The sequence below is a fragment of the Amycolatopsis sp. CA-211722 genome, assembly GCF_056828465.1.
The window spans coordinates 992,293-1,017,835 of record NZ_CP184752.1; the positions used below are offsets into that span (position 1 = coordinate 992,293).

Genomic DNA, 25,543 nt, shown 5'->3' on the forward strand with positions numbered 1-25,543 from the left:
CGACCCTGTCACCCGTTGGTGGCCCCACTATGTGGAAGCGGCGTAAGCGATCTCCGGGGCGCACAGGCCGCCGGAGATCGCCGTCACACAGCTCGCTTTTTCAGTTTCCTACGCTCACGTTCGGAGAGCCCGCCCCAAATACCGAACCGCTCGTCATGCGCGAGGGCGTACTCGAGGCACTCGTCCTTGACCTCGCAACCGAGGCAGATCCGCTTGGCTTCACGGGTGGAGCCGCCCTTCTCGGGGAAGAACGCCTCCGGGTCCGTCTGCGCGCAGAGGGCCCGTTCCTGCCAGTCCTGCTCTTCCGCGGAGGCGTCGTCGAAAAGCTCGGTGAGATCGCCCAGTTGCTGCTCCGGGACCTCACCCCAACCCACGACTTGCCCCCATTCCCTTCCATCTGCTTCCAACCGCACGTCCGCCTCCTCGCTGTCCACGCACTCCCCAGGCTGGCGGTGTTGAAACACCATCCGCCGCCCCCTTCCAGCGACGAATGACATCACTGTGATTACACCCGTGTAGTGCGGTCAGGTCAAGCGGAGTAGCGAGTTCGGGGGATACTCGCGCCTCATCGCGCAAGGGGACACGCCGACAACTTCACATCGGGCATACGGAAGACTGGAGGGGTGCAGAGATCAGCAGTGCGGCCAAGCCCGATCTTCCTCGGCATCCTCGCGGTCACCGCCCTGGGCGGTGTACTGGCGGCTTTCGGTGACACGACGACGATTTCCAGCCAGAAGTACGACCCGCTCATCATCACCGGCGTCGTCCTGCTCGTCGCCGGCGGCTGGGTCGCGTCACTGACGCTGCACGAGTTCGGGCACGCGATGGTGGCGTTCCGCGGCGGCGACCACAGCGTCGCCCACAAGGGTTACCTGTCCATGGACGTCCGGAAATACACGGATCCGGCACTTTCCATCATCCTGCCGTTGGTATTCCTCTTCATCGGCGGCATCCCGCTGCCGGGTGGCGCGGTCTGGATCGAACACGGGCGCCTGCGGTCGCGCGGAGTCCAGTCGTGGGTGTCGCTCGCCGGCCCGCTGAGCAACCTCGGCGTCGGTGTCGCGCTGACCCTCGTCGTGGCACTCGTGCCGATGTCGGCCGGTCTCGTGATCGGGCTTTCGTTCCTGGCCCTGCTTCAGATCGTCACGTTCATCCTGAACATCCTGCCGATCCCCGGCCTCGACGGCTGGGGCGCGATCGAGCCCTACCTCTCGCCCGGCGCGCGGGAGTTCGGCGCGAAAGCCCGGCCGTGGGCGCCGATCGTGCTGTTCGCCGTGCTGTTCCTCGTACCCGGGGCCAGCTCGTTGTTGTGGCAGGGGTCCTTCGCGGTCTTCGACACCATCGGCGGGTTCAAGCTCGCGGCCATGTACGGCCAGGACGCGTTCATGTTCTGGAAGTGAGCTCGCCCTCAGGGTGCTCGGTGAACCACTGGTGGGCCCGCTTCCAGACGCGTTTCAGACCGGACCGCTCGCCGAGGTAGTCGCCCGCCATGCCGACGACCGGCAGCTTGCCGAGCGCACGGTGGAAAAGGCGGCCCCGGGGGCGCTTCTCCAGTTCGTCGACGATGCCCAGCAGCCCCCGGCCGAGTTGCCACAAAGTGCCGGCGGCGGCCTTCAGGGTGATCTTGCCGTGCTTCTTCTTCGCGTCGTCGAGCTCTTCGGTGAGCTTCGCCGCTTCGTCGTCTTCGGCGGCCTTGTCGTGTTCGGCGTGTTTGCCCGCCGCGATCACCGGGTCGATGTCGCGTTCGAAAAGGACCCACGCGATCAGCCGGACCCGGGCGCCGACGTCGGTCACGCCGTACTCCCCCGCGATCGCGCACAGCAACACCCCTTGTGCCGCCGAGCCGAGCGCGTCCTGCACGGGCAGCCGGTCGGCCAGCGCGCCGCCGAGACCCGGGATCGCGGTGATCAGCGCGGTGAACCGGCCGACCCGGTTCACCCACCAGTCGGTCCGCTGGTAGTTCGACATCTCGGCCCACGCCGCGGTGCCGGGCACCTTGACCGAGGTGATCCCGTTGAGCAGCTTGTCCTTCAGCCCGGGCTCGACGCCGTCGAGGTCCTCGTGGCGGCGCCCCCTGGCCTGCAGGCCGAACGGATCCGCGTCACGCAGCGCGTCGACCATCGGCCCGCAGGCGCGCACGAACGGCCGCAACACCGCCACGACCTGGCGGTCCGAAATCGCTTCACCCACTGCCGGCTCCCTTCGCCCTGCCGAGACCGCCCCCCAGGGCCAGTGCCCCCGGCAGCGCCCCGCCGCCGATCAGCAGCAAGGCCCGCCAGTCCTGTATCAGCACCAGATCACCACCGGGGCCGGTCGCGCCCATTCCCAGTACGACTAGTACCCAGACGAGCAGCGGAATCACCGAAAAGGAGGGCCGCACCACTTTCGCGGTCGTCCGCACCAGCAGCGGGGTGGTGATCACCGCGAGCACCACGGTCACCGGCAGAGGCGCGTCGCCGACCTTCGGCAGCACGATCCCGTCGAGGCGGAGCGGCAGGAAGAACAGTTCGAGGAGGCCGAGCAGGAACGCGTCGAAGGTCAGCAGGGCGAGCAGCAGACGCTGCCGCGACGTGAGCGGCGGGTTCACCTCGAAAGGCCCCCGAACAGATCGGCCGCGGCGCCCTCGGCCGGTCCGTGGGCGAGCACGAAGTACTCGTGCGGGGTGATCGGCTGCGCGATGTCGTTGCTCAGCGCGAAGTGATCCGCGAGATGCGGTGCGGCGGGCACGCTGACCTGCGTCTCGTGCGCCCGCAACGCGGCCGCCTTCGCCGGGATGTGCGCGCCGACGTCGAGGACGGTCGTGATGGTCTCGTCCGGCGTCACCGGCAGTTCGCCGTCCTCGGGGACCCGGAACGAGGAGCGTCCGCGCAGCGCGGCGAGCCCCGCCGCGACGGCGTCACGGGAAGAAACAGTGTGGAAGACCCGCTCGACCGACGCGGCCCTGGGCGCGGCGGCCATCGTGACCTCGTGCGCGCGGATGTGGTCGGGGTGCCCGTAACCCCCGAAGGCGTCATACGTGACGACGACCTGGGGCCGGACCTCGTCCAGGATCTCGGCGAGCTGAGCCGCCTGCTCGTCGAGGTCGCCGCCGGAGAACGCGCGCGGATGGGCCGCGGACGGCGTCCCGGCCATGCCCGAGTCACGCCAGCGGCCGATGCCGCCGAGGTAGCGGTGCCGGGAGACGCCCAGCGCCGCGCACGCCGAGGAGAGCTCACCCGCGCGGTAGCCGCCGAGCTGATCGGAAGCCCACGAGCCGAGACCGTCGAGGGACGGCGGGATGATCTCGCCTTCCTCACCGAGAGTGCACGTGACGACGGTCACCTCGACGCCTTCGGCCGCGTAACGCGCGATGGTTCCACCGGTGGTGATGCTCTCGTCGTCCGGATGGGCGTGCACGAGGAGCAATTTGGGCAGATCGGAGATCACGGCTTGAAGACTAATTCGAACACGGCGCGCTTTCCTTTATAGGGTGTCGGGAACGGAAACCCTGAGCACCGACCTTAGTCGGGCGACTCTCGGTTATCCTCGCGCGAGTCATGGCCCGTGCGCCGTGACCATATGTACCCCCACGAAGGGCATCTTGGTGAGCACTGAAGCAGCATCGTCGGACCTGGGCGGCGTGTCGGGTTCGGTTCTGTCCATCTCCGACCTGAGTGTCTCGTTCCCGACCGACGAGGGCGTGGTCGACGCCGTCAAGGGCATCGGGTTCGACGTCAAGCCGGGTGAGATCGTCGCCGTCGTCGGCGAGTCCGGTTCCGGCAAGTCGGTGACCTCGATGTCGGTGCTCGGGCTGCTCCCGAAGACGAGCCGGATCGCGGGCGAGCTCCGCCTCGGCGACCGCAACCTGGCCGACCTCAAGGAGAAGGACCTCCAGAAGATCCGCGGCAACCAGGTCGCGATGATCTTCCAGGAGCCGATGACCGCCCTGAACCCGGTCTACACCGTCGGCTGGCAGCTGCGTGAAGCCCTCCGCTCGCACCAGGACATCTCGAAGGAAGCCGCCGACAAGCGCGCCATCGAGCTGCTGGAGATGGTCGGCATCCCGAACCCGCCGCTGCGCTTCAAGCAGTACCCGCACCAGCTCTCCGGCGGTCTGCGGCAGCGCGTCGTCATCGCGATGGCGATCTCGTGCGACCCGAAGGTCATCATCGCCGACGAGCCGACCACGGCGCTCGACGTCACCGTGCAGGCGGAGATCCTCGGCCTGCTGCGCAAGCTGCGCGACACCCTCAACACGGCGATCGTGCTGATCACGCACGACATGGGCGTCGTCGCCGACCTCGCCGACCGCGTGGTCGTGATGTACCAGGGCAACATCGTCGAAGAGGCGCCGGTGCGCGACCTGTTCGCCTCGCCGTCGCAGGAGTACACCCGCAAGCTGCTCGCCGCGGTCCCCGTGCTGGGCCAGCGTCCGGAAGGCCGCCGTCTGCTCGACGACGAGGGCATCTCCGCCGACAGCGACGAGGCCACGAAGATCGCCGAGGAGATCCGCCTCGAAGACTCCGAGCTCGCCGCGGTGATCGAGGAGAACGCGCCCGCGCTCGAGATCAAGAACCTCGTGCTGGAGTACCCCGGCCGTCGCGGCCAGGCGAAGAACCGCGCGGTGGACGACGTCTCGCTGAGCATCGCCAAGGGCGAGATCGTCGGCCTGGTCGGCGAGTCCGGTTCCGGCAAGTCGACCGTCGGCCGCTGCGCGATCCGGCTGCTGACCCCGACCGCGGGCACCGTGTCGATCGCGGGCAAGGACATCACGAACATGTCGAACAAGGAGCTGCGCCCGCTGCGCCGCTACTTCTCGATCGTGTTCCAGGACCCGGCGTCCACACTGGACCCGAAGATGACCATCGGCGAATCGATCGCCGAGCCGATGGTGCTGCACAAGTTCCTGCAGGGCAAGGCCCTGAACGAGCGCGTGGCGTCCCTTTTGGACAAGGTCGAGCTCGGCGGCCACTACCGCAACCGGTACCCGCACGAGCTGTCCGGCGGCCAGCGCCAGCGCGTCGCCATCGCGCGGGCGCTCTCGCTCGACCCGGCGCTGCTGATCGCGGACGAGCCGACGTCGGCGCTGGACGTGTCGGTGCAGGCGCGGGTGCTGGACCTGTTCCTGGACCTGCAGCGCTCGCTGCAGTTCGCCTGCCTGTTCATCAGCCACGACCTCGCCGTCGTCGACCTGCTGGCCGACCGCGTCGCGGTGATGCAGCACGGCAAGCTGGTCGAGGTCGGCACGCGTGACCAGGTGCTGCACTCGCCGCGCGAGGACTACACCCGTCGTCTGCTGTCGGCCGCGCCGGTCGCGGACCCGGTGCTGCAGGCCGAGCGCCGTGCGGCCTGGGAGGCGGGCAAGCTGGCCCCGGTGGCCGACTGACCCTCGAACGTACGCGAAGGCCTCCTTCGCCGCGCTGGACGCGGTGAAGGAGGCCTTCGCGTATCTGGACGACACTCGCGTGTCTGGAGCCGCATCACGCGTGATTGAAGGCGTAACTCGCGTGTCTGGAGGCGTATCACGCGTGTCTGGGGCCGTATGTGCGAGTTACGCCTCTAATCACGCGAGTTACGGCTTCAAGCACGCGAGTTACGGCTTCCGGCCCGTGAAGGCCTCACTAGAGAGACCTGGCAGCGTGTCCCGAAAGCCACTTTCGCGACGTCTGATGTCCCGAAAGTGGCTTTCGCGACACCCCGCGGTGCCCTGAAGCGCGTGAAGGCCCCCTTCCCTCGGCTGAGCCGAGGGAAGGGGGCCTTCACGCGCTGAAGAGGGCCTTACGCCTTCTGACGGCGCTGACGCGGGTCGAAAGCGTCCCGCAGGCCGTCACCGATGAAGTTGATCGTCAGCGAGATCAGCACCAGCACGATGAACGGGCCGAAGAACAGCGCCGGCCGCGCCTGCAGCTGTGCGTAGTTCTCGAGGATGACGCGGCCGAGCGAAGTGTCCGGCAGCTGCACCCCGAGCCCGATGAACGACAGCGCCGCCTCGATCAGCACGGCCTGCGCGATCGCGAGGGTCGCGTTGACCGTGATGAGGCCGACCATGTTCGGCACCAGGTGCTTGAACACGATGTGGAACGTCCCGGCGCCGGACGCGCGGGCGGCGTCCACGAACTCGCGCTGGGACAGCGACATCGACTCGGCCCTGGCGATACGGGCGATCGGCATCCAGCCGAAGGCCGCCAGCACCATCGCGACGATGTACCAGGTTCCGCCGCCGAACACCTTGGCCAGGATGGCCGCGGCCGCGATCTGCGGGACGATCAGGAACAGGTCCGTCACGCGGGAGATCGCCGAGTCGGTGAAGCCGCGGAGATACCCCGCCATGGCACCGAAAACGGTGCCGATGGTGGTGGCGACGAGCGACACGATGAGCGCGATCAGCAGCGAGTACTGGGTGCCGCGCAGGATCTGCGACACCATCTCCTTGCCGACCTGCGTCGTGCCGAGCGGGTAGTCCGCGCTGGGCTTGGCGAAGGACGGGAACGAGCTGTCCTCGTAGCTGTACGGCCAGAAGATCGGCATGATCAGCACGGTCAGCACGAGCAGCAGCAGGACCGCCGTGCAGATCATCGCCAGCTTGTGCCGCAGGAACTTGCGCAGGACCAGCTTGCCCTGGCTCTGCGGCTCGGGCAGCGCCTCGTCCGGGAGCTTGCCGTCGGCGGACTTGGAGCCTTCCGCCGCGATAAGGGAGTTCAAGTCAGCCAACGCGAATCCTCGGGTCCAGGATGCCGTACATCAGGTCGGCGATCAGGTTGGCGACGATGATGCTGCTGGCGATGAGCACCAGCCACCCCATCATCACCTGTGTGTCGCTCTTGGTCACGGCTTCGACGAGCAGCTTGCCCATGCCATTCCAGTTGAACACCGTCTCGGTGATGATCGCGCCCGAGAGCACGGCACCGAAGTTGACGGAGAACAGCGTGGTCACCGGGATGAGCGCGTTCCGGAAGGCGTGGCGGAAGATGACCCGGCCGTTGGCGAGTCCCTTGGCACGCGCGGTCCGCACGTAGTCCGCGTTCAGCGTCTCCAGCATCGAAGCGCGCTGGAACCGGCTGTAGGCGGCGAAGCTGATCGCCATGATGGACAGCGTCGGCAGCAGGTACGCGCCGACATAACTGGCGAGGAAACCGCCCGGGCCGTCGAAATTCAGTGATTCCGGGCTCGTGGTGCGGATCCACGGGTTACCGAGCACATCGGACAGTCCCAGGTCCCGGACCCAGCCGTTGAACTCGATCGCGTAGCGCTTGAGCACGATGGCGACACAGAAGATCGGCATCGAGAACAGCAGGAAGGCCAGCGTGGTGGCGATGTAGTCGATGATCGAGTACTGCTTGACCGCCGCGACCACACCGACGAGGACGCCGAGGACGAGCGCGAGGATCTCGGCGCCGACGACGAGCTTCAAGGTGACCTCGAACGCGTCCATGACCTTCGGGAACACCGGGGCCTGCGCGTTGCCCTGTGCGATGGAAACGCCCCAGTCGCCGGTGACGAAGTTGCCGAGCCAAGTGAAGTACCGGGGCACGATGCTCTGGTCCAGGCCGAGCTGCGAGGCCATCTGCGCGATGGCTTCCTTGCTCATGGCCGGGTTGCTCTTCATCTCGGCGAGCGGGTCACCGGTGCCGGCGACCATGACGAAACACAGGAAAGTCCCGACCAGCAGGACGGGAATCGATATCGCCAGACGGCGAAGAATGTAGATCACCAGGTTCAACGAACTGCTCCTCATCCGGGCCTGGCCGCCGAAGTGCTGGACCGCTGCCCGGTTGTCCACCGTAGTGGCGGTAACCCTACGGTCAACAGCTACTTCCGGCGGGTACGGGGCCCGGCTTGTGGCCGGGCCCCGTACCACCAGGATCGCGTAAGCGAGTGGTGAAAAAGCGGGGCGGAGGCCCTACTTCTTCTGCTCCCACTCACCGACGTTCCACAGGACACCGTTGTACGACTGCATGTACGTGCGGTCGATGCCCTTGAACGCCCACATGGACGGGGTCTGGAACAGCGGCAGCGTCGCGTACTCGTCCGCGATCGCCTGGTCGGCCTTCTGGTAGTTCTCCAGCTGCACGGCCTCGTCGGTGGCCTTCACGGCCGCCTCGAAGGACGAGTCGATCGTCGGGTTCGACAGGCCCTGGTAGTTCTGGCTGCTGTCGTCGACACGGGTGATGTAGATCGACTTCTGCTCGGCCTTGAACGGAGCGGCGGACCAGCCGAAGAGCGCGGCGTCGTAGTCGCTGGCCGCGAGACGGCCACCCTTCAGGAAGTTGGCGTCCTGGTCGTCCGTGATCTCGATACCGGCGGCCTTGGCCTGCGAGATGATGATCTCGACGGTCTGCTGACGGCGGGTGTTCTGGTTGTGCGAGATCTTGAACGACGCGCGCTGGCCGTTCTTGGCGAAGATGCCGTCGCCACCCTTGACCCAGCCGGCGTCGGTCAGCGTCTTGGCCGCGGCCTCGGCGCCCAGACCGGCCTTGCTGCTGTACAGGTCCTTGAAGCCCTGCTCGCCCGGCATGAACACGATGCTGTTCAGCGGGGTCGCGTCGGCCTGGACCTCCTTCAGCAGCTTGTCGGTGATCTCCTGGCGGTTGACGACCTCGAAGAACGCCTTGCGCAGGTCCTTGTCCTTGAACATGCGCTTGTAGTTGAGGTCGATGTGCTCGAAGGTCAGCTGCGAGGCCGAACCGTAGGTGATGCCCTGGGCGGCGAGGCCCTTCATGGTGTTCGCCGCGGTGGCGTCGGGCTGGGTCGAAGCGGCGATGTCGATCTCACCGTTCTGCAGCGCGGTCGCCATGGCCTTGGTGTCCTCCATCGCCTTCACGACGATCTTGGAGGGGCCACCCTTGCCACCGATCCAGTTCGGGTTCTTCTCGAGCGTGACGGCCTTCTGGTTGGCGTCGAACGCGGTGATCTTGTACGGACCCGAAGCCGGCATGACGTCGGCCTTGAAGCCCTTGAACCCGTTGGTCCAGAAGTCACCGGCCTTCGTCAGCTGCGCGGCGTCGCCGGTCGGGGTCAGCTTGGTGATGTCGGCGACGCCCGAGTTCTTCTCGACGATGTGCGCGGGCATGATCGCGGTCGAGTTGAACAGACCCTTGTAGTCCAGGTACGGCTCGGTGTACTTGGTCTCGAAGGTCAGGTCGTCCTTGCAGGTCGCCTGGTCGATCAGCTGGTAGCCGGTCGTCGAAGCGGCGAGGAAGGCCTGCTTGCCGTCGGCGGTCTTCGCCTTGCCGGAGTGCGCCAGCCACGACAGGTACATGTCGTCGCAGTCGAACGCCTCGTTGTCCGACCACTTGACGTTCGGCTTGATCTTGTAGACGACGGTCTGCGGCGCCTTGGAGGTGACCTCCCAGGAGTCGAACACGTCGTTGTTCAGCAGCACCTTGTTGTTGCCGTCGAGCACATCGGCACCGGCGAGCACGGCGGTCAGGATGTAGGTGTTGTACGACGTGTTGGTGTCGGGCGTGTCGTTGTTGTAGCCCGAGTACCCGTCGTCGATACCCACCGTGACGGTGCCTTCGTACCCCGGGGTGTCCGCGAGCTTGAAGTTTTCGCCGTTCTGCGCCTTGCCGGTCGCCATGCTCTTGATGTCGGTCGACGACCCGTTGGGGTCGGTACTGCCGCTGTCGCCACCGCTGCATGCGCTCAGCACAAGCGCGGAGGCCGCGACCAGCGACCAGGCGGAGACTGCCTTGGACTTCCTCATGAAGTGTGCCCTCCTAGCACTGGGTTCCTGAGATCGGAACAGGACCCCACACCGCTCCGGTGAGATGGCCCGGAGCCTATGACACGCCAAGCAACACTCATTTGGCGCACTGCCGGTGCACGCTAGAAAGGAAATGCACGAACAGTCACCAGTTCCGGGGCGATCGTGACCAAAGGGTAACTTGCGGCTGACATCAGGAAATACAGTGGTTACCTTGAGGAATCAGTCCACCACTCGAACGTGCCGGGAAAGGTCACCCGCCAGGGTCCGACTCGGACTCGAAACGGCTACTTCGGCCCCCGCGTCCAGTTCACCGCGGACCCGAAAGGGCCCACCATAGGAGGACCTGCGGTTACTCCGGAAATACCAGAGCCGATGGCGAGGGTATCGGCCAGCTGGAACAACGGAATGGCAACATTCCGACGCCACAATTCCGGTTCCAGGGCCGAAAGCGCGTCGGCCGCCGGGGTGGCGCCGGTCAGCGCGGCGTCGATCGAGGGCTGCAGGGCCGGGTCGCAGAAGCCCAGCGGGTTCCCCGGGGCGACGGCCTTGGTCTTCTCGGTGAGCTGCTCGGGACGGCAGCCGAAGGTGGACGCCAGTACCGAAGCGACGTCCGCGCCGCCGGTGACCTGGCCGATCACCGCGATGTCGATGCCGACGTTGCCCGCGCCCTCCGGTGTCGTCTGCTGGATCCCGTCGAGCACCGGCATGGCCAGCATCGTCGAGAACAGCTCCCTCGGCTGCGGGGCGATCGCGTTGACCTCGATCCCCGCGGCCACCAGCTGCGCCGTCAGCTCCTTGGCGATCGTCGCGTACGGCTCCTGTTTGGCGGGCGAGGCGACGACCAGCGAAAGGTTCTTCCCGTTCTTGCGCCAGGTGCCCGCTTCCTTGGTGTAGCCGGCGGATTCGAGCAGTTCCTCGCCCTTGACGGGATCGGCCGCGGACGGCGGGCCGGGGGCCGGGATCGTCGGCTGGAAACCGGGAGCCGAGGGGACGCGGAGCTGCGCGTCGGCGCGGAGCTTGTCGGACGGGCCGCCGTCGGTCGCCTCGGTGATCAGCTTCCCGCGGTCGATCAGCGCGGTGACACCTTCGCGCACCTTGGGATCCGACAGCGTCGAGCTCACCGGCCGCAGGAGGATCTGCGCCACGGTGGGACGCGCGACCGTGTGGAGCTGGACGGCGGAGCCGAGCTCCCCGAGCCGTTTGAGGCCGGTGCCGTCGGTCCTGGTCATCGCGAACTGGTCGTTGCCGCTGCGCAGCGCGGCCAGTGTGCCCTCCTGATCGGCCGCACGGAGCACGATCCGGTCGAGCGCGGAGGGTTTCTCCCAATACCGCTCGTTGCGCTCCAGGGTGATCTCTCCGCGCGCGGTGTCGAGGCCCTTGATCGAGTACGGGCCGCCGACGGCCGGGAACGCCGTCGCCAGCGCGCCCTGCCACCCGTTCGGGGCGTCCTTGAGCAGATGGGCGGGCAGGAGGTTGCCGAAGAGCGTCTGCCAGCCCGGATACGGCTTGGCGAAGGTGACCTCGACCCGCTTGCCGCCTTCGCGCGACTGGATGTCCGAGATCAGCCGGTAGCCGGCGGCGCCGATGACACCCGGCTGGTCGCGCATCGCCTCGCGGAGGTACGCGAAGTCCTCGGCGGCGATCGGCGCGCTGTCGGACCAGGAGGCGTCCGGGCGGATCGTGTACGCGACCGTGAACGGCTGCTGCGACACGACCTCGGCGGACTTCATCAGGCTTTTGTCCAGCTCGACGCTGCCGTCGTCCTTGGGGCGGAACACCGACGGGAGCAGCAGCTGCGAGAGCGCCGAAGTGACCTGGGAGGCGTCGGCGAGATTGTGCGGGTTGTAGCCACCGAGGACGTCGTCGACACCCACGACCACCTGCGAAGGCGTCTTCGTGGTCGACGTGCTCACCGGGGAGGCCGAGGAACTGACCACGGGCGGGGGCGGGGTGTTGCTGCAGGCGGCGAGGAGCACCGCCGCGCACGCCAGCATGGGTGCCGCTGTGGTCCGTGACCGCACGCCTGGATCCTCCTGGTTTGTCCCTCGCCTCGTCGCCATAGAGCTATCACGCCCGCCATGGCCTCGGCAGCGAGATTCCCATATCGGCCCGGCCGTCGCCCGACCGGCTGCCGTCCTCCTCCGGTGGACGTCCGGGAGGCCCCCGGGGTTCCTGCCGGGCCGGGGCTTTTCGGCGACACTCCCGGCAATCGGTTCCGCAAACCCGGAACATTCCGGAACGGCCGCCGGAATGTTCGCCACCGCACGATTGATGACCGAAACGATCGCGACCGCGAGTCCTATCCGGACGCATTTAGGGGTTTTTGTTTCGCGCCCGCCCGGATCCGCGTTCTCGGCCCGGCGCGCGCGGCCGCTCCGGTACCGTTCCGTCCGGGCTGTTCCGGTGTTGTGAACACCGTCCGAAAAGGAGTTCGGCTTTCCCTTCGGAATTGTCGGGAAAGGACCTTTCTTTAACGAAGAACGCCCGCTCGAATACGGTGCGTGACCACGTCTGGCCGCGGTAACGCCAGAGGGCGCCTACTCACGGTGAGTGAGCGGGCGCCCTCCGGCGTTGGGACGACACGCGTCCTCTGTACCTACTGGTCTGAAGTCAGCCGCGGTTCTTCATCTTGTTGCGCTCCTTGGCGCGCTGGTTGACGTCCAGCGTGACCTTGCGGATCCGGACGACGTCGGGGGCGACCTCGACGCACTCGTCGACGGAGCAGAACTCCAGCGCCTCCTCCAGGCCCATCTTGCGCGGGCGGGCCAGCGTCTCCATCACGTCGGCGGAGGACTGACGCATGTTGGTCAGCTTCTTCTCCTTGGTGATGTTGATGTCGAGGTCTTCGGCACGCGGGTTCTCGCCCACGACCATGCCCTCGTACACCTCGGCGCCCGGCTCCACGAAGAAGGTGCCGCGGTCGGCCAGCTGGATCATCGCGTACGCGGTGATCGGGCCGGACCGGTCGGCGACCAAGGATCCGGAGTGCCGGGTGCGGATCTCGCCCGCCCACGGGAAGTACCCCTCGAACACGTGGTTCGCGATACCGGTGCCGCGGGTCTCGGTGAGGAAGTCGGTGCGGAAGCCGATCAGGCCGCGCGCCGGGAGGACGTAGTCGAGCTTGATGCGGCCGGTGCCGTGCCCGCCCATGTGCTCCATGCGGCCCTTGCGGGCGGCCAGCAGCTGCGTGATGCCGCCGAGGTGCTCCTCCGGGGAGTCGATCGACAGCCGCTCGAACGGCTCGTGCAGCTTGCCGTCGATCATCTTGGTGACCACCTGCGGCTTGCCGACGGTCAGCTCGAAGCCCTCGCGGCGCATCTGCTCCACCAGGATGGCCAGCGCCAGCTCGCCACGGCCCTGGACCTCCCAGGTGTCGGGGCGCTCGGTCGGCAGGACGCGGATCGAGACGTTACCGATCAGCTCCTGGTCGAGGCGCGCCTTCACCAGGCGGGCGGTGACCTTGTCGCCCCCGCTGCGGCCGGCCAGCGGCGAGGTGTTGACACCGATGGTCATCGAGATGGCGGGCTCGTCGACGGCGATCCGGGGCAGCGCCTCCGGGTTCTCGACGTCGGCGAGGGTGTCGCCGATGGTGATCTCGGGGATGCCGGCGATGGCGACCAGTTCGCCCGCGCTCGCCTCGGTCGCCGGGACGCGGGTGAGCGCCTCGGTGACCAGCAGTTCGGAGATGCGGACGTTCTGGATGCTGCCGTCCTCGCGCATCCAGGCCACCGTCTGGCCCTTGCGCAGGCTGCCGGAGTGGATGCGGATCAGCGCGATCCGGCCGAGGAAGTTGGAGGCGTCGAGGTTGGTGACCAGCGCGCGCAGCGGGCCCTCGCGGTCGGCGAAGGGCGGCGGCACGTGACGCAGGAGGGTCTCGAACAGCGGGTCGAGGTTCTCGCTCTCGGGCACCGCGCCGTCGGCGGGCTGCTCGAGGCTCGCCTTGCCGGACCGGGCGGAGGCGAAGACGACCGGCAGGTCGAGGATCGCGTCGAGGTCGGCGTCCTCGATGTCACCGGCCAGGTCGAGCAGGAGGTCGTGGGTCTCTTCGACGACCTCGGAGATCCGGGCGTCGGGCCGGTCGGTCTTGTTGACGACCAGGATCACCGGCAGGCCGGCTTCGAGGGTCTTGCGGAGCACGAACCGGGTCTGCGGGAGCGGGCCCTCGCTGGCGTCGACCAGCAGCACGACACCGTCCACCATGGAGAGGCCGCGTTCGACCTCGCCGCCGAAGTCGGCGTGACCCGGGGTGTCGATGACGTTGATCGTCACCATGCCCTCGTCGGTCTTGCGCCGGATGGAGGTGTTCTTCGCGAGGATGGTGATGCCCTTTTCCCGCTCGAGCTCCCCGGAGTCCATCACGCGATCGACGAGTTCGGCGCGCTCCTCGAAGGCGCCGGACTGCCGGAGCATCGCGTCGACGAGGGTCGTCTTGCCGTGGTCGACGTGTGCGACGATGGCGACGTTGCGCAGGTCGGGCCGGGTCTTGCCGGACGAGCGGCCGGCATCGACTGCGGTGGCGCTGGCTGCGGGCACGCGAAGGCTCCAAAGGTTTCAAGTTCGGGTGTGGTGCCCGCGCTCGCGCGTTCGAGACACGCCTGGCCGACTTTGGCCTTACGCGGACCAAACCAGGATACCTGTAGCCCGACTGTGAGCAGCCCCACGCCCCCTGATCGGTTAGGCTCACCTAACGTGTAGAGGTCGCCGACGCCGGTCGGAGAAGGAGCGCGAGTGGGCAAGAAACTACCCGACGACCCGCACAAGCTCGTGCGCAAATGGATGAAGTCCGGCAAGGTCAAGAAGAAATGCTGCCGGTCGAAGTCGAGGTGCGGCAAATGCCCCGTCCTCGCCCTCAAAAAGGCGAAGACGAAGATCGCGAAAGCCGCTTAGAAGATCGTCAATGCACCACCGCCTCGTTGATCGCCCGCAGTTCCGGCGCGGTCCGGGTCGGCGAGAACTCGATCACCTCGTAGGCGGCCATGTGCTTGATCGAGAAGGGGTCGGTCGCGAGGATCGCGTCCAGCTTTCCCCTGGCCATGGGCTTGGTGATGATCACGCCGCCGATGCGCGGGTTGCGCCTGCCGGAGGCGAGGAAATTGCCGTGTTCGTACTGCTTGGTCAGCCAGTCGGCGTGATCAGGGAGCACATAGTCGATTTCTTCGATGGGCGCGGTGTAGGTCAGCAGGACGACGAACATGAGTCGAAGGTAGACCCGGATCGCCAATATGACGGACGTACTGCCCCGGCCGATATGAAGTGTTGACGCGCCGTGCCCGGAATGAGTGAAACCACCCGCGTTTCGTCCTCTGGTTGCGGTGGTTCGACGTCGAACCACCGCAACCAGAGGACGAAACGCGGGCCGCTCTGTAGGATGAGCCGCATGCGCGCGCAGAACGCCCAGTGGTGGCCGCCCTCCGGCGGCCCCGAAGTCCTGCGCTGAACCAGACGAGCGCAACCACCAGGCCGCCCCACCGGGCGGCCTTTTCGTGCCCGGACCCTGGGGCGGCCCGAATCCGGAAGGAAGAAGGCAGATGATCAGGTTGTCCGGGATCACCCCGTCCGGCCACGTTCACGTCGGGAATCACCTGGGGGCCATTTCCCGCTGGGCCGACGAGGGCGGGCCGGACGACCTGTACTTCGTCTCCGACCTGCACGCGATGACGAACTCGCACAATCCGGCGAAGCTGCGATCGATGGCGTCGGAGCAGCTGGCCGTGCTGATCGCGGCCGGGATCGAGCCGGATCGCGTGTTCGTGCAATCGGACATCGCCCGCGAGCTGGGCGCCCTCAACTGGGTCCTGGAGTGCACCTGCAACTACGGCGAGGCCGCCAGGATGATCCAGTTCAAGGAGAAGTCGAAGGGCCGCGCCGGGGTGCGGCTGTCCCTGCTGACCTATCCGGTGCTGATGGCGGCGGACATCCTGCTGCAGGGCGCGGACGAGGTCCCGGTCGGCGAGGACCAGCGGCAGCACGTCGAGCTGGCGCGGACGCTGGCGAAACGGTTCAACTCCACCTACGGCGACGTGTTCACCATGCCGAAGGCGGTGCTGCCGCCCGCCGGCGCACGGGTCATGGACCTCGCCGAACCGACGCGGAAGATGTCGAAGTCGACGAAGGAGGAGGCCGGGGTGGTCTTCGTCCTCGACGAGCCCGACCAGGTCCGCCGGAAGGTCAAACGCGCGAAGACCGACGGCGGGTCGAAACCGGCCTACGCGCCCGAGAGCAGGCCTGGGATGGCGAACCTGCTGGACATCCTCGCGGCGTGCGCCCGGGAGAAGCCCGAGGTACTCGCGGACCGGTTCGACTCCTACGGCCAGGTCAAGGAGGCCGTCGCCGAGGCGCTGATCGAGGAGTTGCGGCCGGTCCGGGAAGCCGCTCTGGCGCTGCTGCGCGACCCCGGTGAGCTGGAGCGGGTGCGCAAGGCGGGTGCCGTCCGGGCGGCGGAGCGGGGCGAGCACCGGCTCCAGTCGGCGCTGCGGCTCATCGGCGCCGGCTGAAGTTCCGTGAAGGACTCCTTGAGGGACTCTGGGTCCCTCAAGGAGTCCTTCACGGACTTGCGATCAGGGTGTGCAGGGCGGGTAGGAGGATCCGGTCGGCGGGCAGCCAATCGAGGTCGTCGAGTTCGTGCGGGGCGATCCACCGGACGTCCTTGTGCTCCACGGCCCGCGGTTCGTCCCCCGCGCTCACCAGCGAAGCGGCGTAAATCCGCAGCACCTTCCCCTTCGGCAGCGGCACGTCGTCCCCGACCCGGCCCGCGACCGTCACGGCGACGTCCAGCTCCTCCAGGCATTCCCGCGCCAAGGCGGCTTCGTCGCTTTCGCCGTCCTCGGCCCGCCCGCCCGGCAGTTCCCATTGCCCGGCGTGGTCGGCGGGCCAGGCCCGCTGCTGCGCCAGGAGCTGTCCGTTCCGCACGATGGCGGCGCCCACGATCACCACGCGGCACACCCTACTGACCGCGCGCCGCCTGCCAGACGACCTGGAAACGCGCCCCGCCATCGGGTGACTCACCGACGCGGACCCGGCCCCCGCGGCGCCGGACGGCCTCCGCGACCATCGCCAGCCCCAGACCGGTACCTCCGGACGACCGGGCCCGCGAATCGGACACCCGGTAGAACCGGTCGAACACCCGCTCCCGGTGCTCGGGCGCGATCCCCGGCCCGTCGTCGTCGACCACCACCCGCACCGTCGACCGCGCCGCGAGCACCGACACCACGATCTGGCCGCGCGCGTAGCGGCAGGCGTTGCGCAGCAGGTTGCTCAGCACCAGCTCGACCTCGGCGTGCGTGGCCAGCGCCCACGCCGCCCCGACCGTGCCGCTCACCCGGATCTCCGGCGCGCCGGCGGGCATCCGCGCGACCGCGGCCCGCACCTCGCTCACCAGCTCGACGGGTTCCGCGGGCGGGACCTCCCCCGCGTCCGACCTCGCCAGCGCCAGCAGCCCGTCGAGCAGCGCGGAGAGCCGTTCCGCCTCCTCCAGGATGTCGGAAAGCGTCTCCTGCGAGAGATCGGGATCGGGATTGGCGACGGCGACCTCGGCCTGCACGCGGATCGACGCGACCGGCGACCGGAGCTCGTGCGCGGCGTCCCCGGTGAACCGGCGAAGGCGTTCGGCGCCCTCCTCCTGCCGCGCCAGCAACGCGTTGAACTCCTCCGCCAGCGCGCGGAGCTCGTCGTGCGAATCCGGGAGCGGCAGCCGCGCGCCCGGCGGGAGCACCCGCACCGAACCGCGCATCCGCGCCACCGGCCGCAGGGCGAACCGCACCAGCAGCCACGTCGCGATCCCGGCGCCCACCGCGCCGACGGACGCGACCACGAACAGCCACAACCCGCCGGAGTGCACAGCCGTCGCGAAGCCGACCAGGCCCGCACCCGCCACGACGAGCCGCTGCTGTCCGTCGGGGGCGGTGACCACGGTGCCCGCCCAGCGCCAGCTGTGCTCGCCGCCGGTCGTGACCGGTTCGCCCGCCTTCAGCGCGCGGACCTCCACCGCGTCGAGGTTCGCGGGCGGGAGGCCGTCCACCGGGCCACCGCCGGTGTCGAGGACGCGGACGGTGACCGCCGATCCCGATGGCGCCCGCCCTGCGGCGACGTCGGCCTTCGCGGTCTCCAGCTGGGCGCTCAGCTCGTCGTCGACCGAGCCGATCAGCAGCGGTTGCAGGTTGTCCCCCGCGACCGCCGCCAGCCCGAGCAGGAAGCCGAGCGTGACCGTGGCCGTGAGCAGGGTGATCCGGACCTCAAGCGATCGGCGGCGCCACCACGACGGCGAGCCGATCACCCCTGGCCCGCCGGGGCGATCACTTCGTCGAGCTGCGGATCCGAGGCCAGGTAACCGTGCCCTCGCACGGTCCGGACCAGCGCGCCCGCCCCGGCCGCGTCGAGTTTGCGGCGCACGTAGCCGACGTAGACCTCGACGACGTTCCGGGTCGCGGCCTGCTCGTCACCCCAGACGGCGCGCAGCAGCTCGTCCTTGGTGACGACCGTTCCCGCCCGGCCGGCCAGCACCTCCAGCAGCGCGAACTCCCGGGGACTGAACGCCACTTCGACACCGTCGTAGCGGACCTGCCGCAGGCTCCGGTCGACTTCGAGCGCGCCGATGCGCAGCGGCCCGCGGATGGCGTCCGGCGAGGCCCGCCGCAGCACCGCGCGCACCTGCGCGACCAGGACCACGAACGAGAACGGTTTCACGAGGTAGCCGTCGGCGCCGAGGTCGAGGCCGTCCGCCTGGTCGACCTCCCCGTCCTTCGCCGAGATCATCAGCACAGGTGTGGTGACGCCGAGCGCGCGCAGTCGTTCGAGCACGCGGTAGCCGGACAGACCCGGGAGCATGATGTCGAGCAGGACCACGTCGAAGGAGCCCGTCTGCGCGAGCCGCAGGCCGCTGGGCCCGTCGGCCGCCGTGACCACGTCCATGTCCTCGGCGCGCAGCCCCCGCTGCAGCGCCTTGCGCACGCCGGGCTCGTCGTCGACCACCAGTACTCGAGGTTTCACGTCCCTCATCATTCACGCTTTCACCAGCTCACGCGCGACCTCTCAGCGCCATCTCAGCTCCGGCGGCGGAGGCTGAGTGGTGTCTCAGCGTTTCCGGGGAAGCGTTGTCGCCAAGACCCGAGCACACTGGGGCTCGGGGAAACAGGGAGAGACAGCATGGATCCGAAGAGGAAGGCCCTCACCGCGGCGGTGGTGGGGACGGCTCTCGGCGTCGGCGGGCTCGTCGTCGTCGCGATGCCGGCCACCGCGGGCGACGCGCCCGTCTTGCCGCAGATCAGCGCCGAAGAGCTGGTGCAGTCGACGCTCAACGCGAAGCCGTCGGCGTTCGACGGCAAGGTCAAGGTCAGCAACGACCTCGGCCTGCCGCAGGTCGGCGGCGCCCTGCCCGGTGTCTCGGCGCTCGACGTCGACTCGGCACAGGTTTCGACCGACGGCGCGGGCAAGAGCAAGATCTCGCTCACCGAGGGCTCCAGCCAGCAGACCATCGTCCGCAACGGCCAGACCGTCTGGGAGTACGACTCCAAGGACAACTCGGCCACCAAGGTGACCATCCCGGACGGGCTGGCCAAGGAGCACCAAGAGAAGAGCAAGGACGTCGATCCGGCCACGGTGGCGTCGGAACTGCTCGGCAAGGTGCGCGAGAGCAGCACGATCGCCGTCGACGGGACGGCCTCGGTGGCGAACCGGGCGGCGTACGAACTGGTGCTGACCCCGAAGCCGACCGAGCGGACCCTCCTGCGCGAGATCCGCGTCGCGATCGACGACCAGACCCGGATGCCGCTGCGCGTCACGGTGCTGGCCAACGGCACGTCGGCCCCGGCGTTCGAGGCTTCGTTCAGTGAGATCACCTTCGCGGCCCAGCCCGCGTCGAACTTCGAGTTCACCCCGCCCAAGGGCGCGAAGGTGACCGAGAAGGCCCCCGAGGTCGAGCCGAAGGACCGTGAGCTGGCCGAGCGGGCGAAGTCCGAGATCAAGGTCGTCGGCGACGGCTGGGACACCGCGATCACCGGCAAGATCCCGGCCGACGCGCTGGCGAAGGCCGGCGAGGCCAAGGACGAGCAGGGCCGCCAGGTCGACCCGAAGGCGCTGCTTTCGCGATTCGCCAAGCCGGTCAGCGGTGCCTGGGGCAGCGGCTGGCTGGTGACCACCAAGGTCGGCAGCGGCGTGCTGACCGACGACGGCCGCTACGCCGCCGGCGCGGTGCCGGAGCAGGTCCTCTTCGAGGCTTTGGCCGCGAAGTGACCACCACGTTCGAAGCCGGGGCGGACGCTTCCCAGGAGGCGTCCGCCCCGGCGGTACCCATGGCGGCCCGCACCAGGGGCCTGCGCAAGGTCTACGGCCGCACGGTGGCCGTGGACCACGTCGATCTCGACGTTCCCGAAGGCGCCGTGCTGGGGATGCTCGGCCCCAACGGTTCGGGCAAGACGACGACCATCCGGATGCTGCTCGGTCTCGTGCGGCCCACCGAGGGCGAGGTCGAACTCTTCGGCAAGAAGATGCCCGACGAGGCGGCGCACGCGCTGCCCGACGTCGGCGCGCTGGTCGAAGGGCCGGGTTTCCACCCTTTTCTCTCCGGCCGGGAGAACCTGCTGCGCGTGGCCGCGGCCGAACCGCGGCTGGCCTCGGCGGGAATCCCCGGAGCGGTCGACGCGGCACTCGAGCGGGTCGGCCTGACCGGCGCCGCCACCCGGCGCTACAAGGGCTATTCGCTGGGGATGAAGCAGCGGATGGGCCTGGCGAGCGCGCTGCTCGTGCCGAGGCGGATGGTCGTGCTCGACGAGCCGACGAACGGCCTCGACCCGGCGGGCACCAGGGAGATCCGCCGGATCATCGCCGAACTGCACGCCGACGGCGTCACCGTGCTGGTGTCGTCGCATCTGCTGGCCGAGGTCGAGGCGACCTGCACGCACGTCGCGGTGCTCCAGTCCGGGAACGTGATCGCCCAGGGCGAGCTCTCGGAGCTGCTGGAGTCGGGGAACGCGGCGCTGCTGGTGCGGACGCCGGACGCCGAACTCGCGGTGGAGACGTTGCGGGAGAACAGGATCGGCAGCAGGCTTACGCCGGACGGCGTCCGCGTCGACCTGACCGCCGCCGAAGCCCCCGACGTGCTGCGTCATCTGGTGACGGCCGGAGTGGCCGTGCACGAAGCGGCGCGGGCACGGACCGGGCTCGAAGACCTGTTCGCCCGGCTGACCCAGCCGGAGTCCACTGTAGACGGTGAGGGGGAGTCGTGACCCACGCTCTGGCCGCGGCACCCGCGGCACGGACCGGGCAGGACAGTGTCGGCCTGCTCCGGTTGTACCGGGCGGAACTGCGCTGGATCTTCCGGCGGCCGCGCACGCTCGCCGTGCTGGGCCTGCTCGCGTTGATCCCGGTGATCATCGGAATCGCGCTGACGCTCGTCGACCCGACGGAGACGAACAACGGCGGTGGCGGCGGGGACGGCGCGCTGCTCGCGTCCGCGGTCAGCAACGGGTTCATCCTGCCGGTCGCCGCGCTGACCATGACGCTGGGGCTGCTGCTCCCGCTCGCTTCGGCGATGGCCGGGGCGGACGCGATCGCCGGCGAGGCGGCCCACGGGACGCTGCGAGGCTGGCTGATCGCGCCGGTCGGCCGGGGCAGGCTGCTCGCGATCAAGGCGTTCGGCGTCGCGACGGTTTCGACGGTCGCCGTGCTGGCCATGACGTTCACCGGTTTCGTCACCGGCCTGATCATCAGCGGCACCGACTCGATGTTCACCCTCACCGGCTCGACGCTGAGCGTCTGGGACGCGCTGGGCCGCGTCCTGCTCGTGGCCGCGTGGGTGGTGCTGCAGCTGTGGGCGGTCGGCGCGGTCGCGCTGGCGATCTCGGCGTTCACCGAGCATCCGATGCTGGTCGTCGCCTCGGTGCTGGCCGGGACGATCGTGTTCACCATCCTCGGTTTCCTGGACGCTGTCTCGTGGCTGCACCCGTTCCTGCTCAACGAGAACTGGTCGCAGGCGCCCGCCTCGGTGCTGATGGACCCGGTGGACACGGCCCTGCTCGGCGAAGGCGCGTTGCGTGCCGCTTGCTACATCGCCATCGGGCTTTCGATCGCCTACGCGCGCCTGACCACGCGAGACGGCTGACTCCCACGCGTTTCGTCCTCTAGTTGCGGTACTTGCGCGTGCAAGTACCGCAACTAGAGGACGAAACGCGGAGTTGGGCGACGCCGTCCGGGTCCAGCGCGAGCCGGACGGTGTCGCCGGGGCGCAGGTCGGCGGTGACCGGCGCGACGGCGTCCACAGTGGACAGATCACCGCCGGGTGCGACCACGAGCCGGACGTGTTCCCGCCGGTGCACGACGGCGACGACCTCGCCTTCGACACCTTCGGCGGAAACCCGCAGGCCGTGCGGCCGCAATCCCAGCCGCACCGCGCCGTCCTCGACGTCGGGCAGTGTGACGTCACCGAGCGGCGTCCGCACCACACCGCCGGAAGCCTCCCCGTCGACGAACGTGGTCACGCCGAGGAACCGTGCGACATCCTCGTCCACCGGCTGCCGCCAGACGCGGCGCACCGCACCCTCCTGCCGGATCTCACCGTCTTCGAGCACGGCGACCCGGTCGGCGAGCGTGAACGCCTCCTCCTGATCGTGCGTGACCAGCAGCGCGGTGATCTTGCTGCGCCGCAACAGGGCCGCGAGGTCGATCGCCAGCTGCTCCCGCAGCCCGGCGTCCAAACCGGACAGCGGCTCGTCCAGCAGCAGCAACCGCGGCTCCGGCGCCAGCGCGCGGGCCAGTGCCACGCGTTGCGCCTGCCCGCCGGACAGCTCGGTCACCCTCCGCCGCTCGTAGCCGACGAGCCCGACCAGCTCCAGCAGCGCACGGACGCGGTCCGCGTGCTCGGCGCGCGGCACCTCGTGCATCCGCAGCCCGAACGCGATGTTCGAGGCGACGTCCTTGTGCGGGAACAGCTGCCCGTCCTGGAACACCAGCCCGAACTCCCGCCGGTGCACCGGGACACCCGAGAGGTCCTCGCCGTCCCACCGCACGGTGCCCGACGTCAGCGGCTCCAGCCCGGTGATCGCCCGCAGCAGCGTCGACTTCCCCGATCCGGACGGGCCGAGCAGCGCCAGGACCTCGCCGTCGGCGATGTCCAGCCGGGCGTCCTTAACGGCCGCGAAAGATCCATAGTGGACGGTCAGATCCCGTACCGACAGCGACACTAGAACTCCCCTACCGAATTCTGCCCGCGGACCGCGCCGAACCGGTCGATCAGCACCACCGCCACCACGGTCACGATCATGAGCAGCGCGCAGGCCGCGTAGGCCATCTGGTTGTTCAGCTCCCCCGGCCGCGAGATCAGCGTCGCCACGGCGACCGGCAGCGTCGGCGCGTCCGGCCTGGACAGGAAGCTCGTCGCCCCGAATTCGCCGAGCGCGACCACGTACCCGAAACCCGCCGCCGCGACCAGCGAACGCGCGGTCAGCGGGAGATCGATCTCGCGCCACACGCGACCGGGGCTCGCGCCGAGGGTCGACGCGGCCTGCCGCAGCCGGACGTCGACCGACCGCAGCACCGGAAGCACCATCCGCACGATCAGCGGGATGATCACCAGCGCCTGCGCGAGCGGCACCAGCAGCGGCGACGTCCGCAGGTCGCCCGGCAGCGCGTCGAGCGTGACGAGATAGCCGAACCCGACGGTCACCGCGGACACGCCCAGCGGCAACATGAGCGCGGCGTCCATCGTCTCGCCCATGCCCTTGGCCAGCCTGCCCGGCGTGCGGCGCAGCGCCACCAGCACGACCGAGGCCAGTACGCCGACGATCATCGCGAGGGTCGTGGCGTCGAACGCCGTCCGCAGCGACATCGACGCCGCGTCCCATCCCGAGACCTGGAGCGCGCCACTGGCTCCCTGCCCGGCGAGCGCCGCGTACCCGGCAAGGCTGAAACCGTCCGAAGTGGACACGGATTCGACCAGCAGCGCCACGATCGGCGTCATCAGGAGCGCGATCACCGCGAGCCCGGCGGACACCGCCCACCACTCGCCGCCCCTCGGCCGCCGCGCCGTCTCACTCCGCGAACGCAGGCGCACCGCGTTCTCCCGCCGCCGCCTGGCCAGCGCTCCCACGACGAGCGCGGCGACGACGGCGGCGAACTGCACCAGCGACAACGCGGCCGCGCCGGACAGGTCGAGCAGTTCGACCGTGCGCAGGTAGATCTCGGTCTCCAGGGTGCGGTACTTCGCCCCGCCGAGGATGAGCACGACCCCGAAACTGGTGGCGCAGAACAGGAACACCACCGCGGCCGAAGACGCGATGGCCGGGGCCAACGCGGGCAGTGTCACCGACCGGAAGGCGCGCCACGGCGACGCGCCGAGTGCCCGCGCCGCGTCCACGGTGCGCGGGTCGAGATGGCTCCACAGCCCGGATACCGTGCGCGCGACGACGGCGACGTTGAAGAACGCGTTGGCCAGCACCAGCGGCAGCAGCCCGCCGTCGGGCCAGAGCGCGCGGAACGCCAGGCCGACCACGACGGTCGGCAGCACGAACGGCACCAGCACGAGCGTCCGGACCAGCGAGACCCCCGGCAGCCGCACGCGCGCGAGCAGGAACGCGACCGGCAGGCCCGCCAGCACCGCGACGATCGTCGAAACCCCGGCGCTGGCAACCGTGAATCCCGCGAGTTTCCAGGTCAGCGGGTCACCGATGGCCGTGCCGACGCCGCCGGAGCCGAAGCCCCGCCCGATGATCGCCGCGACCGGCCAGGCGAAGAACACCACGAGGAAACCGAGCGGCAGCACGGCGAGTGCGGCCAGCCCGGCTCCACGGAAAGTCGGCCTGCCGGTGTTCAGCCTTCGAGTAGCGTGCGCCACTGGGCGATCCACTGCTCGCGCCCGGCCTGGATCTTGGCCGGTTCGAGCGTCTTCGGCTGCTGCGGCAGCGGCGCGGCCTGCGCCCAGCCCTGCGGGAGCTCGACGCCCTGCCGGGCCGGGTACACGTACATGTTGCTCGCCACCGTCACCTGGAACTGCTGCGACAGCAGGAAGTCCACCACCTTGCGGGCCTTCTCGACCTGTTTGCCGCCCTTCAGCACGCCCGCGTACTCGACCTGGCGGTAGCAGGTGTCCAGCAGCGCCTTCGTGCGCGGCTTGCCGTCGTCGCCGATCTCGGCGGCGGGCGAAGAGGCGTAGGAGACGACGATCGGGCGCGGCCCCTTGCCCGAGGAACCGGAGAATTCCTTGGAGTAGGCCTCTTCCCAGCCGCTGACCGTCTTGAGCCCGTTGGCCTTCAGCTGCGTCCAGTACCCCTGCCAGCCCTGCTCGCCGAACTGGGCGATGGTGCCGAGCAGGAACGCCAGCCCGGGCGAGGACGTCGCGGGGCTCTCGGCGACCATCAGGTCCTTGTACTTGGCGTCGGTCAGGTCCGCGAACGACTTCGGCTCCGGGATCCCCTTCTCCGCGAAGTACCGGGTGTCGATGTTGACGCAGACGTCGCCGAGGTCGACCGCGGAGAGCCGGTGCTCGGGGTCGACGGAGTAGCGCTGCGGGCCGCGATCGGCCTCCGGGCTGGTGTACTGCTCGAAAACACCCTCGGTGAGCGCGCGCGAGGCGAACGTCGAGTCGATGCCGTACGCGACGTCCCCGATCGGGTTCGCCTTGGTCAGCACCAGTTTGTTGGTCAGCGCGCCCGCGTCCCCCTGCTTGAGCACGGAGATCTTGATCCCGGACTGCCGCTCGAACGCGTCGAGGACCTCCTGGGGGGCGAGCCACGAGTCGTGTGTCACGAGCGTGACCGTCGCCGGCGCCTGCGGGTCGTTCCCCGTGTTCCCGGAGAGCGAGCAGCCCGCGACGAGGGCGGCCACCGTGCCAGCCGCAACGACCGTGCGGAGGGCGCGTTTCATCTAGCC

The 25,543-nt window shown here is 69.0% G+C and carries 23 protein-coding genes; 7 read left to right on the forward strand and 16 right to left on the reverse strand.

Annotated features, from left to right (window positions below; all coding sequences use genetic code 11):
- Window positions 1-83: 83 nt before the first annotated feature.
- Window positions 84-467, reverse strand: coding sequence for a WhiB family transcriptional regulator (locus ACOCEP_RS04830; RefSeq protein WP_007028952.1), 384 nt, complete (start codon window positions 465-467; stop codon window positions 84-86).
- Between the two features lie 171 nt (window positions 468-638).
- On the opposite strand from ACOCEP_RS04830, the gene ACOCEP_RS04835 reads away from it, so the two are divergent.
- Window positions 639-1,400, forward strand: a complete 762-nt coding sequence (locus tag ACOCEP_RS04835; RefSeq protein WP_482339581.1) for a site-2 protease family protein — start codon at window positions 639-641, stop codon at window positions 1,398-1,400.
- On the opposite strand, the gene ACOCEP_RS04840 is transcribed toward ACOCEP_RS04835, so the two are convergent.
- The 3 genes from ACOCEP_RS04840 to mshB are packed head-to-tail and all read right to left on the reverse strand — an operon-like array spanning window position 1,384 to window position 3,426.
- Complete coding sequence (locus ACOCEP_RS04840) at window positions 1,384-2,190, reverse strand: hypothetical protein (protein WP_482335964.1); 807 nt, start codon at window positions 2,188-2,190, stop codon at window positions 1,384-1,386. The two genes, ACOCEP_RS04835 and ACOCEP_RS04840, sit on opposite strands and share 17 nt — an antisense overlap.
- The gene (locus tag ACOCEP_RS04845) at window positions 2,183-2,587 is read right to left on the reverse strand and encodes a hypothetical protein (protein WP_482335965.1); all 405 of its coding nucleotides are present in this window, start codon (window positions 2,585-2,587) and stop codon (window positions 2,183-2,185) included. Before ACOCEP_RS04845 ends, ACOCEP_RS04840 begins: the two co-directional genes overlap by 8 nt.
- A complete protein-coding gene (gene mshB, locus ACOCEP_RS04850; RefSeq protein ID WP_482335967.1) occupies window positions 2,584-3,426 on the reverse strand; it encodes an N-acetyl-1-D-myo-inositol-2-amino-2-deoxy-alpha-D-glucopyranoside deacetylase in 843 nt (280 codons plus the stop codon). The genes ACOCEP_RS04845 and mshB overlap by 4 nt, the downstream gene beginning before the upstream one ends.
- A 157-nt stretch (window positions 3,427-3,583) precedes the next feature.
- Here mshB and ACOCEP_RS04855 point away from each other — a divergent pair, with 157 nt between their 5' ends.
- Window positions 3,584-5,365 (forward strand): ABC transporter ATP-binding protein, encoded by a 1,782-nt coding sequence (locus ACOCEP_RS04855; protein WP_482335968.1) that lies wholly within the window; start codon window positions 3,584-3,586, stop codon window positions 5,363-5,365.
- Between the two features lie 392 nt (window positions 5,366-5,757).
- Here ACOCEP_RS04855 and ACOCEP_RS04860 read toward each other — a convergent pair whose 3' ends face one another.
- The 5 genes from ACOCEP_RS04860 to typA all read right to left on the reverse strand — a co-directional run bounded on the left by ACOCEP_RS04860 (window position 5,758) and on the right by typA (window position 14,221).
- Window positions 5,758-6,690: an ABC transporter permease gene (locus tag ACOCEP_RS04860; RefSeq protein WP_482335969.1), complete on the reverse strand. Its 933-nt coding sequence runs from the start codon at window positions 6,688-6,690 to the stop codon at window positions 5,758-5,760.
- Window positions 6,683-7,699 carry an ABC transporter permease gene (locus tag ACOCEP_RS04865; RefSeq protein WP_034305904.1) on the reverse strand — a complete coding sequence of 339 codons (1,017 nt, stop codon included), beginning with the start codon at window positions 7,697-7,699 and terminating at the stop codon, window positions 6,683-6,685. The genes ACOCEP_RS04860 and ACOCEP_RS04865 overlap by 8 nt, the downstream gene beginning before the upstream one ends.
- Window positions 7,700-7,879: 180 nt before the next feature.
- A complete protein-coding gene (locus ACOCEP_RS04870) occupies window positions 7,880-9,685 on the reverse strand; it encodes an ABC transporter family substrate-binding protein (protein WP_482335970.1) in 1,806 nt (601 codons plus the stop codon).
- Between the two features lie 287 nt (window positions 9,686-9,972).
- Window positions 9,973-11,682, reverse strand: a complete 1,710-nt coding sequence (locus ACOCEP_RS04875) for an ABC transporter family substrate-binding protein (protein WP_482339583.1) — start codon at window positions 11,680-11,682, stop codon at window positions 9,973-9,975.
- A gap of 616 nt (window positions 11,683-12,298) precedes the next feature.
- A complete protein-coding gene (gene typA, locus ACOCEP_RS04880) occupies window positions 12,299-14,221 on the reverse strand; it encodes a translational GTPase TypA (RefSeq protein WP_482335972.1) in 1,923 nt (640 codons plus the stop codon).
- A 195-nt stretch (window positions 14,222-14,416) separates the two neighbouring features.
- On the opposite strand from typA, the gene ACOCEP_RS04885 reads away from it, so the two are divergent.
- The gene (locus tag ACOCEP_RS04885; protein ID WP_007028942.1) at window positions 14,417-14,575 is read left to right on the forward strand and encodes a hypothetical protein; all 159 of its coding nucleotides are present in this window, start codon (window positions 14,417-14,419) and stop codon (window positions 14,573-14,575) included.
- Window positions 14,576-14,582: 7 nt separating this feature from the next.
- Here the strand turns inward: ACOCEP_RS04885 and ACOCEP_RS04890 are convergent, their stop codons facing one another.
- A complete protein-coding gene (locus tag ACOCEP_RS04890; protein ID WP_240599812.1) occupies window positions 14,583-14,882 on the reverse strand; it encodes a YciI family protein in 300 nt (99 codons plus the stop codon).
- Window positions 14,883-15,216: 334 nt separating this feature from the next.
- Between ACOCEP_RS04890 and trpS the strand changes: the two genes are divergently transcribed.
- On the forward strand, window positions 15,217-16,182 hold the full coding sequence (gene trpS / locus ACOCEP_RS04895) for a tryptophan--tRNA ligase (RefSeq protein ID WP_482335973.1): 966 nt from the start codon (window positions 15,217-15,219) through the stop codon (window positions 16,180-16,182).
- Between the two features lie 49 nt (window positions 16,183-16,231).
- On the opposite strand, the gene ACOCEP_RS04900 is transcribed toward trpS, so the two are convergent.
- The 3 genes from ACOCEP_RS04900 to ACOCEP_RS04910 are packed head-to-tail and all read right to left on the reverse strand — an operon-like array spanning window position 16,232 to window position 18,685.
- Window positions 16,232-16,621 carry a (deoxy)nucleoside triphosphate pyrophosphohydrolase gene (locus tag ACOCEP_RS04900; protein ID WP_482335974.1) on the reverse strand — a complete coding sequence of 130 codons (390 nt, stop codon included), beginning with the start codon at window positions 16,619-16,621 and terminating at the stop codon, window positions 16,232-16,234.
- Between the two features lie 10 nt (window positions 16,622-16,631).
- Entirely contained in the window at window positions 16,632-17,960 is a 1,329-nt protein-coding gene (locus ACOCEP_RS04905; RefSeq protein ID WP_482335976.1) for an ATP-binding protein, read from the reverse strand.
- Window positions 17,957-18,685, reverse strand: a complete 729-nt coding sequence (locus ACOCEP_RS04910) for a response regulator transcription factor (RefSeq protein WP_410653601.1) — start codon at window positions 18,683-18,685, stop codon at window positions 17,957-17,959. The genes ACOCEP_RS04905 and ACOCEP_RS04910 overlap by 4 nt, the downstream gene beginning before the upstream one ends.
- A 144-nt stretch (window positions 18,686-18,829) precedes the next feature.
- On the opposite strand from ACOCEP_RS04910, the gene ACOCEP_RS04915 reads away from it, so the two are divergent.
- The 3 genes from ACOCEP_RS04915 to ACOCEP_RS04925 are packed head-to-tail and all read left to right on the forward strand — an operon-like array spanning window position 18,830 to window position 21,782.
- Window positions 18,830-19,915 (forward strand): LolA family protein, encoded by a 1,086-nt coding sequence (locus tag ACOCEP_RS04915; protein ID WP_482335977.1) that lies wholly within the window; start codon window positions 18,830-18,832, stop codon window positions 19,913-19,915.
- Window positions 19,912-20,907, forward strand: coding sequence for an ABC transporter ATP-binding protein (locus tag ACOCEP_RS04920; protein WP_482335978.1), 996 nt, complete (start codon window positions 19,912-19,914; stop codon window positions 20,905-20,907). Before ACOCEP_RS04915 ends, ACOCEP_RS04920 begins: the two co-directional genes overlap by 4 nt.
- Window positions 20,904-21,782 (forward strand): ABC transporter permease, encoded by an 879-nt coding sequence (locus ACOCEP_RS04925; protein WP_482335979.1) that lies wholly within the window; start codon window positions 20,904-20,906, stop codon window positions 21,780-21,782. Before ACOCEP_RS04920 ends, ACOCEP_RS04925 begins: the two co-directional genes overlap by 4 nt.
- A gap of 19 nt (window positions 21,783-21,801) precedes the next feature.
- Here the strand turns inward: ACOCEP_RS04925 and ACOCEP_RS04930 are convergent, their stop codons facing one another.
- From ACOCEP_RS04930 to ACOCEP_RS04940, 3 genes are read right to left on the reverse strand one after another with little or no spacing between them, the layout of a single operon-like run.
- The gene (locus ACOCEP_RS04930; RefSeq protein WP_482335980.1) at window positions 21,802-22,860 is read right to left on the reverse strand and encodes an ABC transporter ATP-binding protein; all 1,059 of its coding nucleotides are present in this window, start codon (window positions 22,858-22,860) and stop codon (window positions 21,802-21,804) included.
- Complete coding sequence (locus ACOCEP_RS04935) at window positions 22,860-24,437, reverse strand: ABC transporter permease (RefSeq protein WP_482339585.1); 1,578 nt, start codon at window positions 24,435-24,437, stop codon at window positions 22,860-22,862. Before ACOCEP_RS04935 ends, ACOCEP_RS04930 begins: the two co-directional genes overlap by 1 nt.
- 47 nt (window positions 24,438-24,484) lie before the next feature.
- Window positions 24,485-25,537 (reverse strand): thiamine ABC transporter substrate-binding protein, encoded by a 1,053-nt coding sequence (locus ACOCEP_RS04940; protein ID WP_482335981.1) that lies wholly within the window; start codon window positions 25,535-25,537, stop codon window positions 24,485-24,487.
- Window positions 25,538-25,543 lie beyond the last annotated feature (6 nt).

What these genes read in the sequence shown, in the direction of transcription:
- ACOCEP_RS04875 (WP_482339583.1), bottom strand. Translation starts at nt 11,682, where the DNA reads ATGCTGGCGTGCGCGGCGGTGCTCCTCGCCGCCTGCAGCAACACCCCG.
- ACOCEP_RS04910 (WP_410653601.1), bottom strand. Translation starts at nt 18,685, where the DNA reads ATGATGAGGGACGTGAAACCTCGAGTACTGGTGGTCGACGACGAGCCC.
- ACOCEP_RS04870 (WP_482335970.1), bottom strand. Translation starts at nt 9,685, where the DNA reads ATGAGGAAGTCCAAGGCAGTCTCCGCCTGGTCGCTGGTCGCGGCCTCC.
- ACOCEP_RS04830 (WP_007028952.1), bottom strand. Translation starts at nt 467, where the DNA reads ATGGTGTTTCAACACCGCCAGCCTGGGGAGTGCGTGGACAGCGAGGAG.
- ACOCEP_RS04940 (WP_482335981.1), bottom strand. Translation starts at nt 25,537, where the DNA reads ATGAAACGCGCCCTCCGCACGGTCGTTGCGGCTGGCACGGTGGCCGCC.
- ACOCEP_RS04890 (WP_240599812.1), bottom strand. Translation starts at nt 14,882, where the DNA reads ATGTTCGTCGTCCTGCTGACCTACACCGCGCCCATCGAAGAAATCGAC.
- ACOCEP_RS04915 (WP_482335977.1), top strand. Translation starts at nt 18,830, where the DNA reads ATGGATCCGAAGAGGAAGGCCCTCACCGCGGCGGTGGTGGGGACGGCT.
- trpS (WP_482335973.1), top strand. Translation starts at nt 15,217, where the DNA reads ATGATCAGGTTGTCCGGGATCACCCCGTCCGGCCACGTTCACGTCGGG.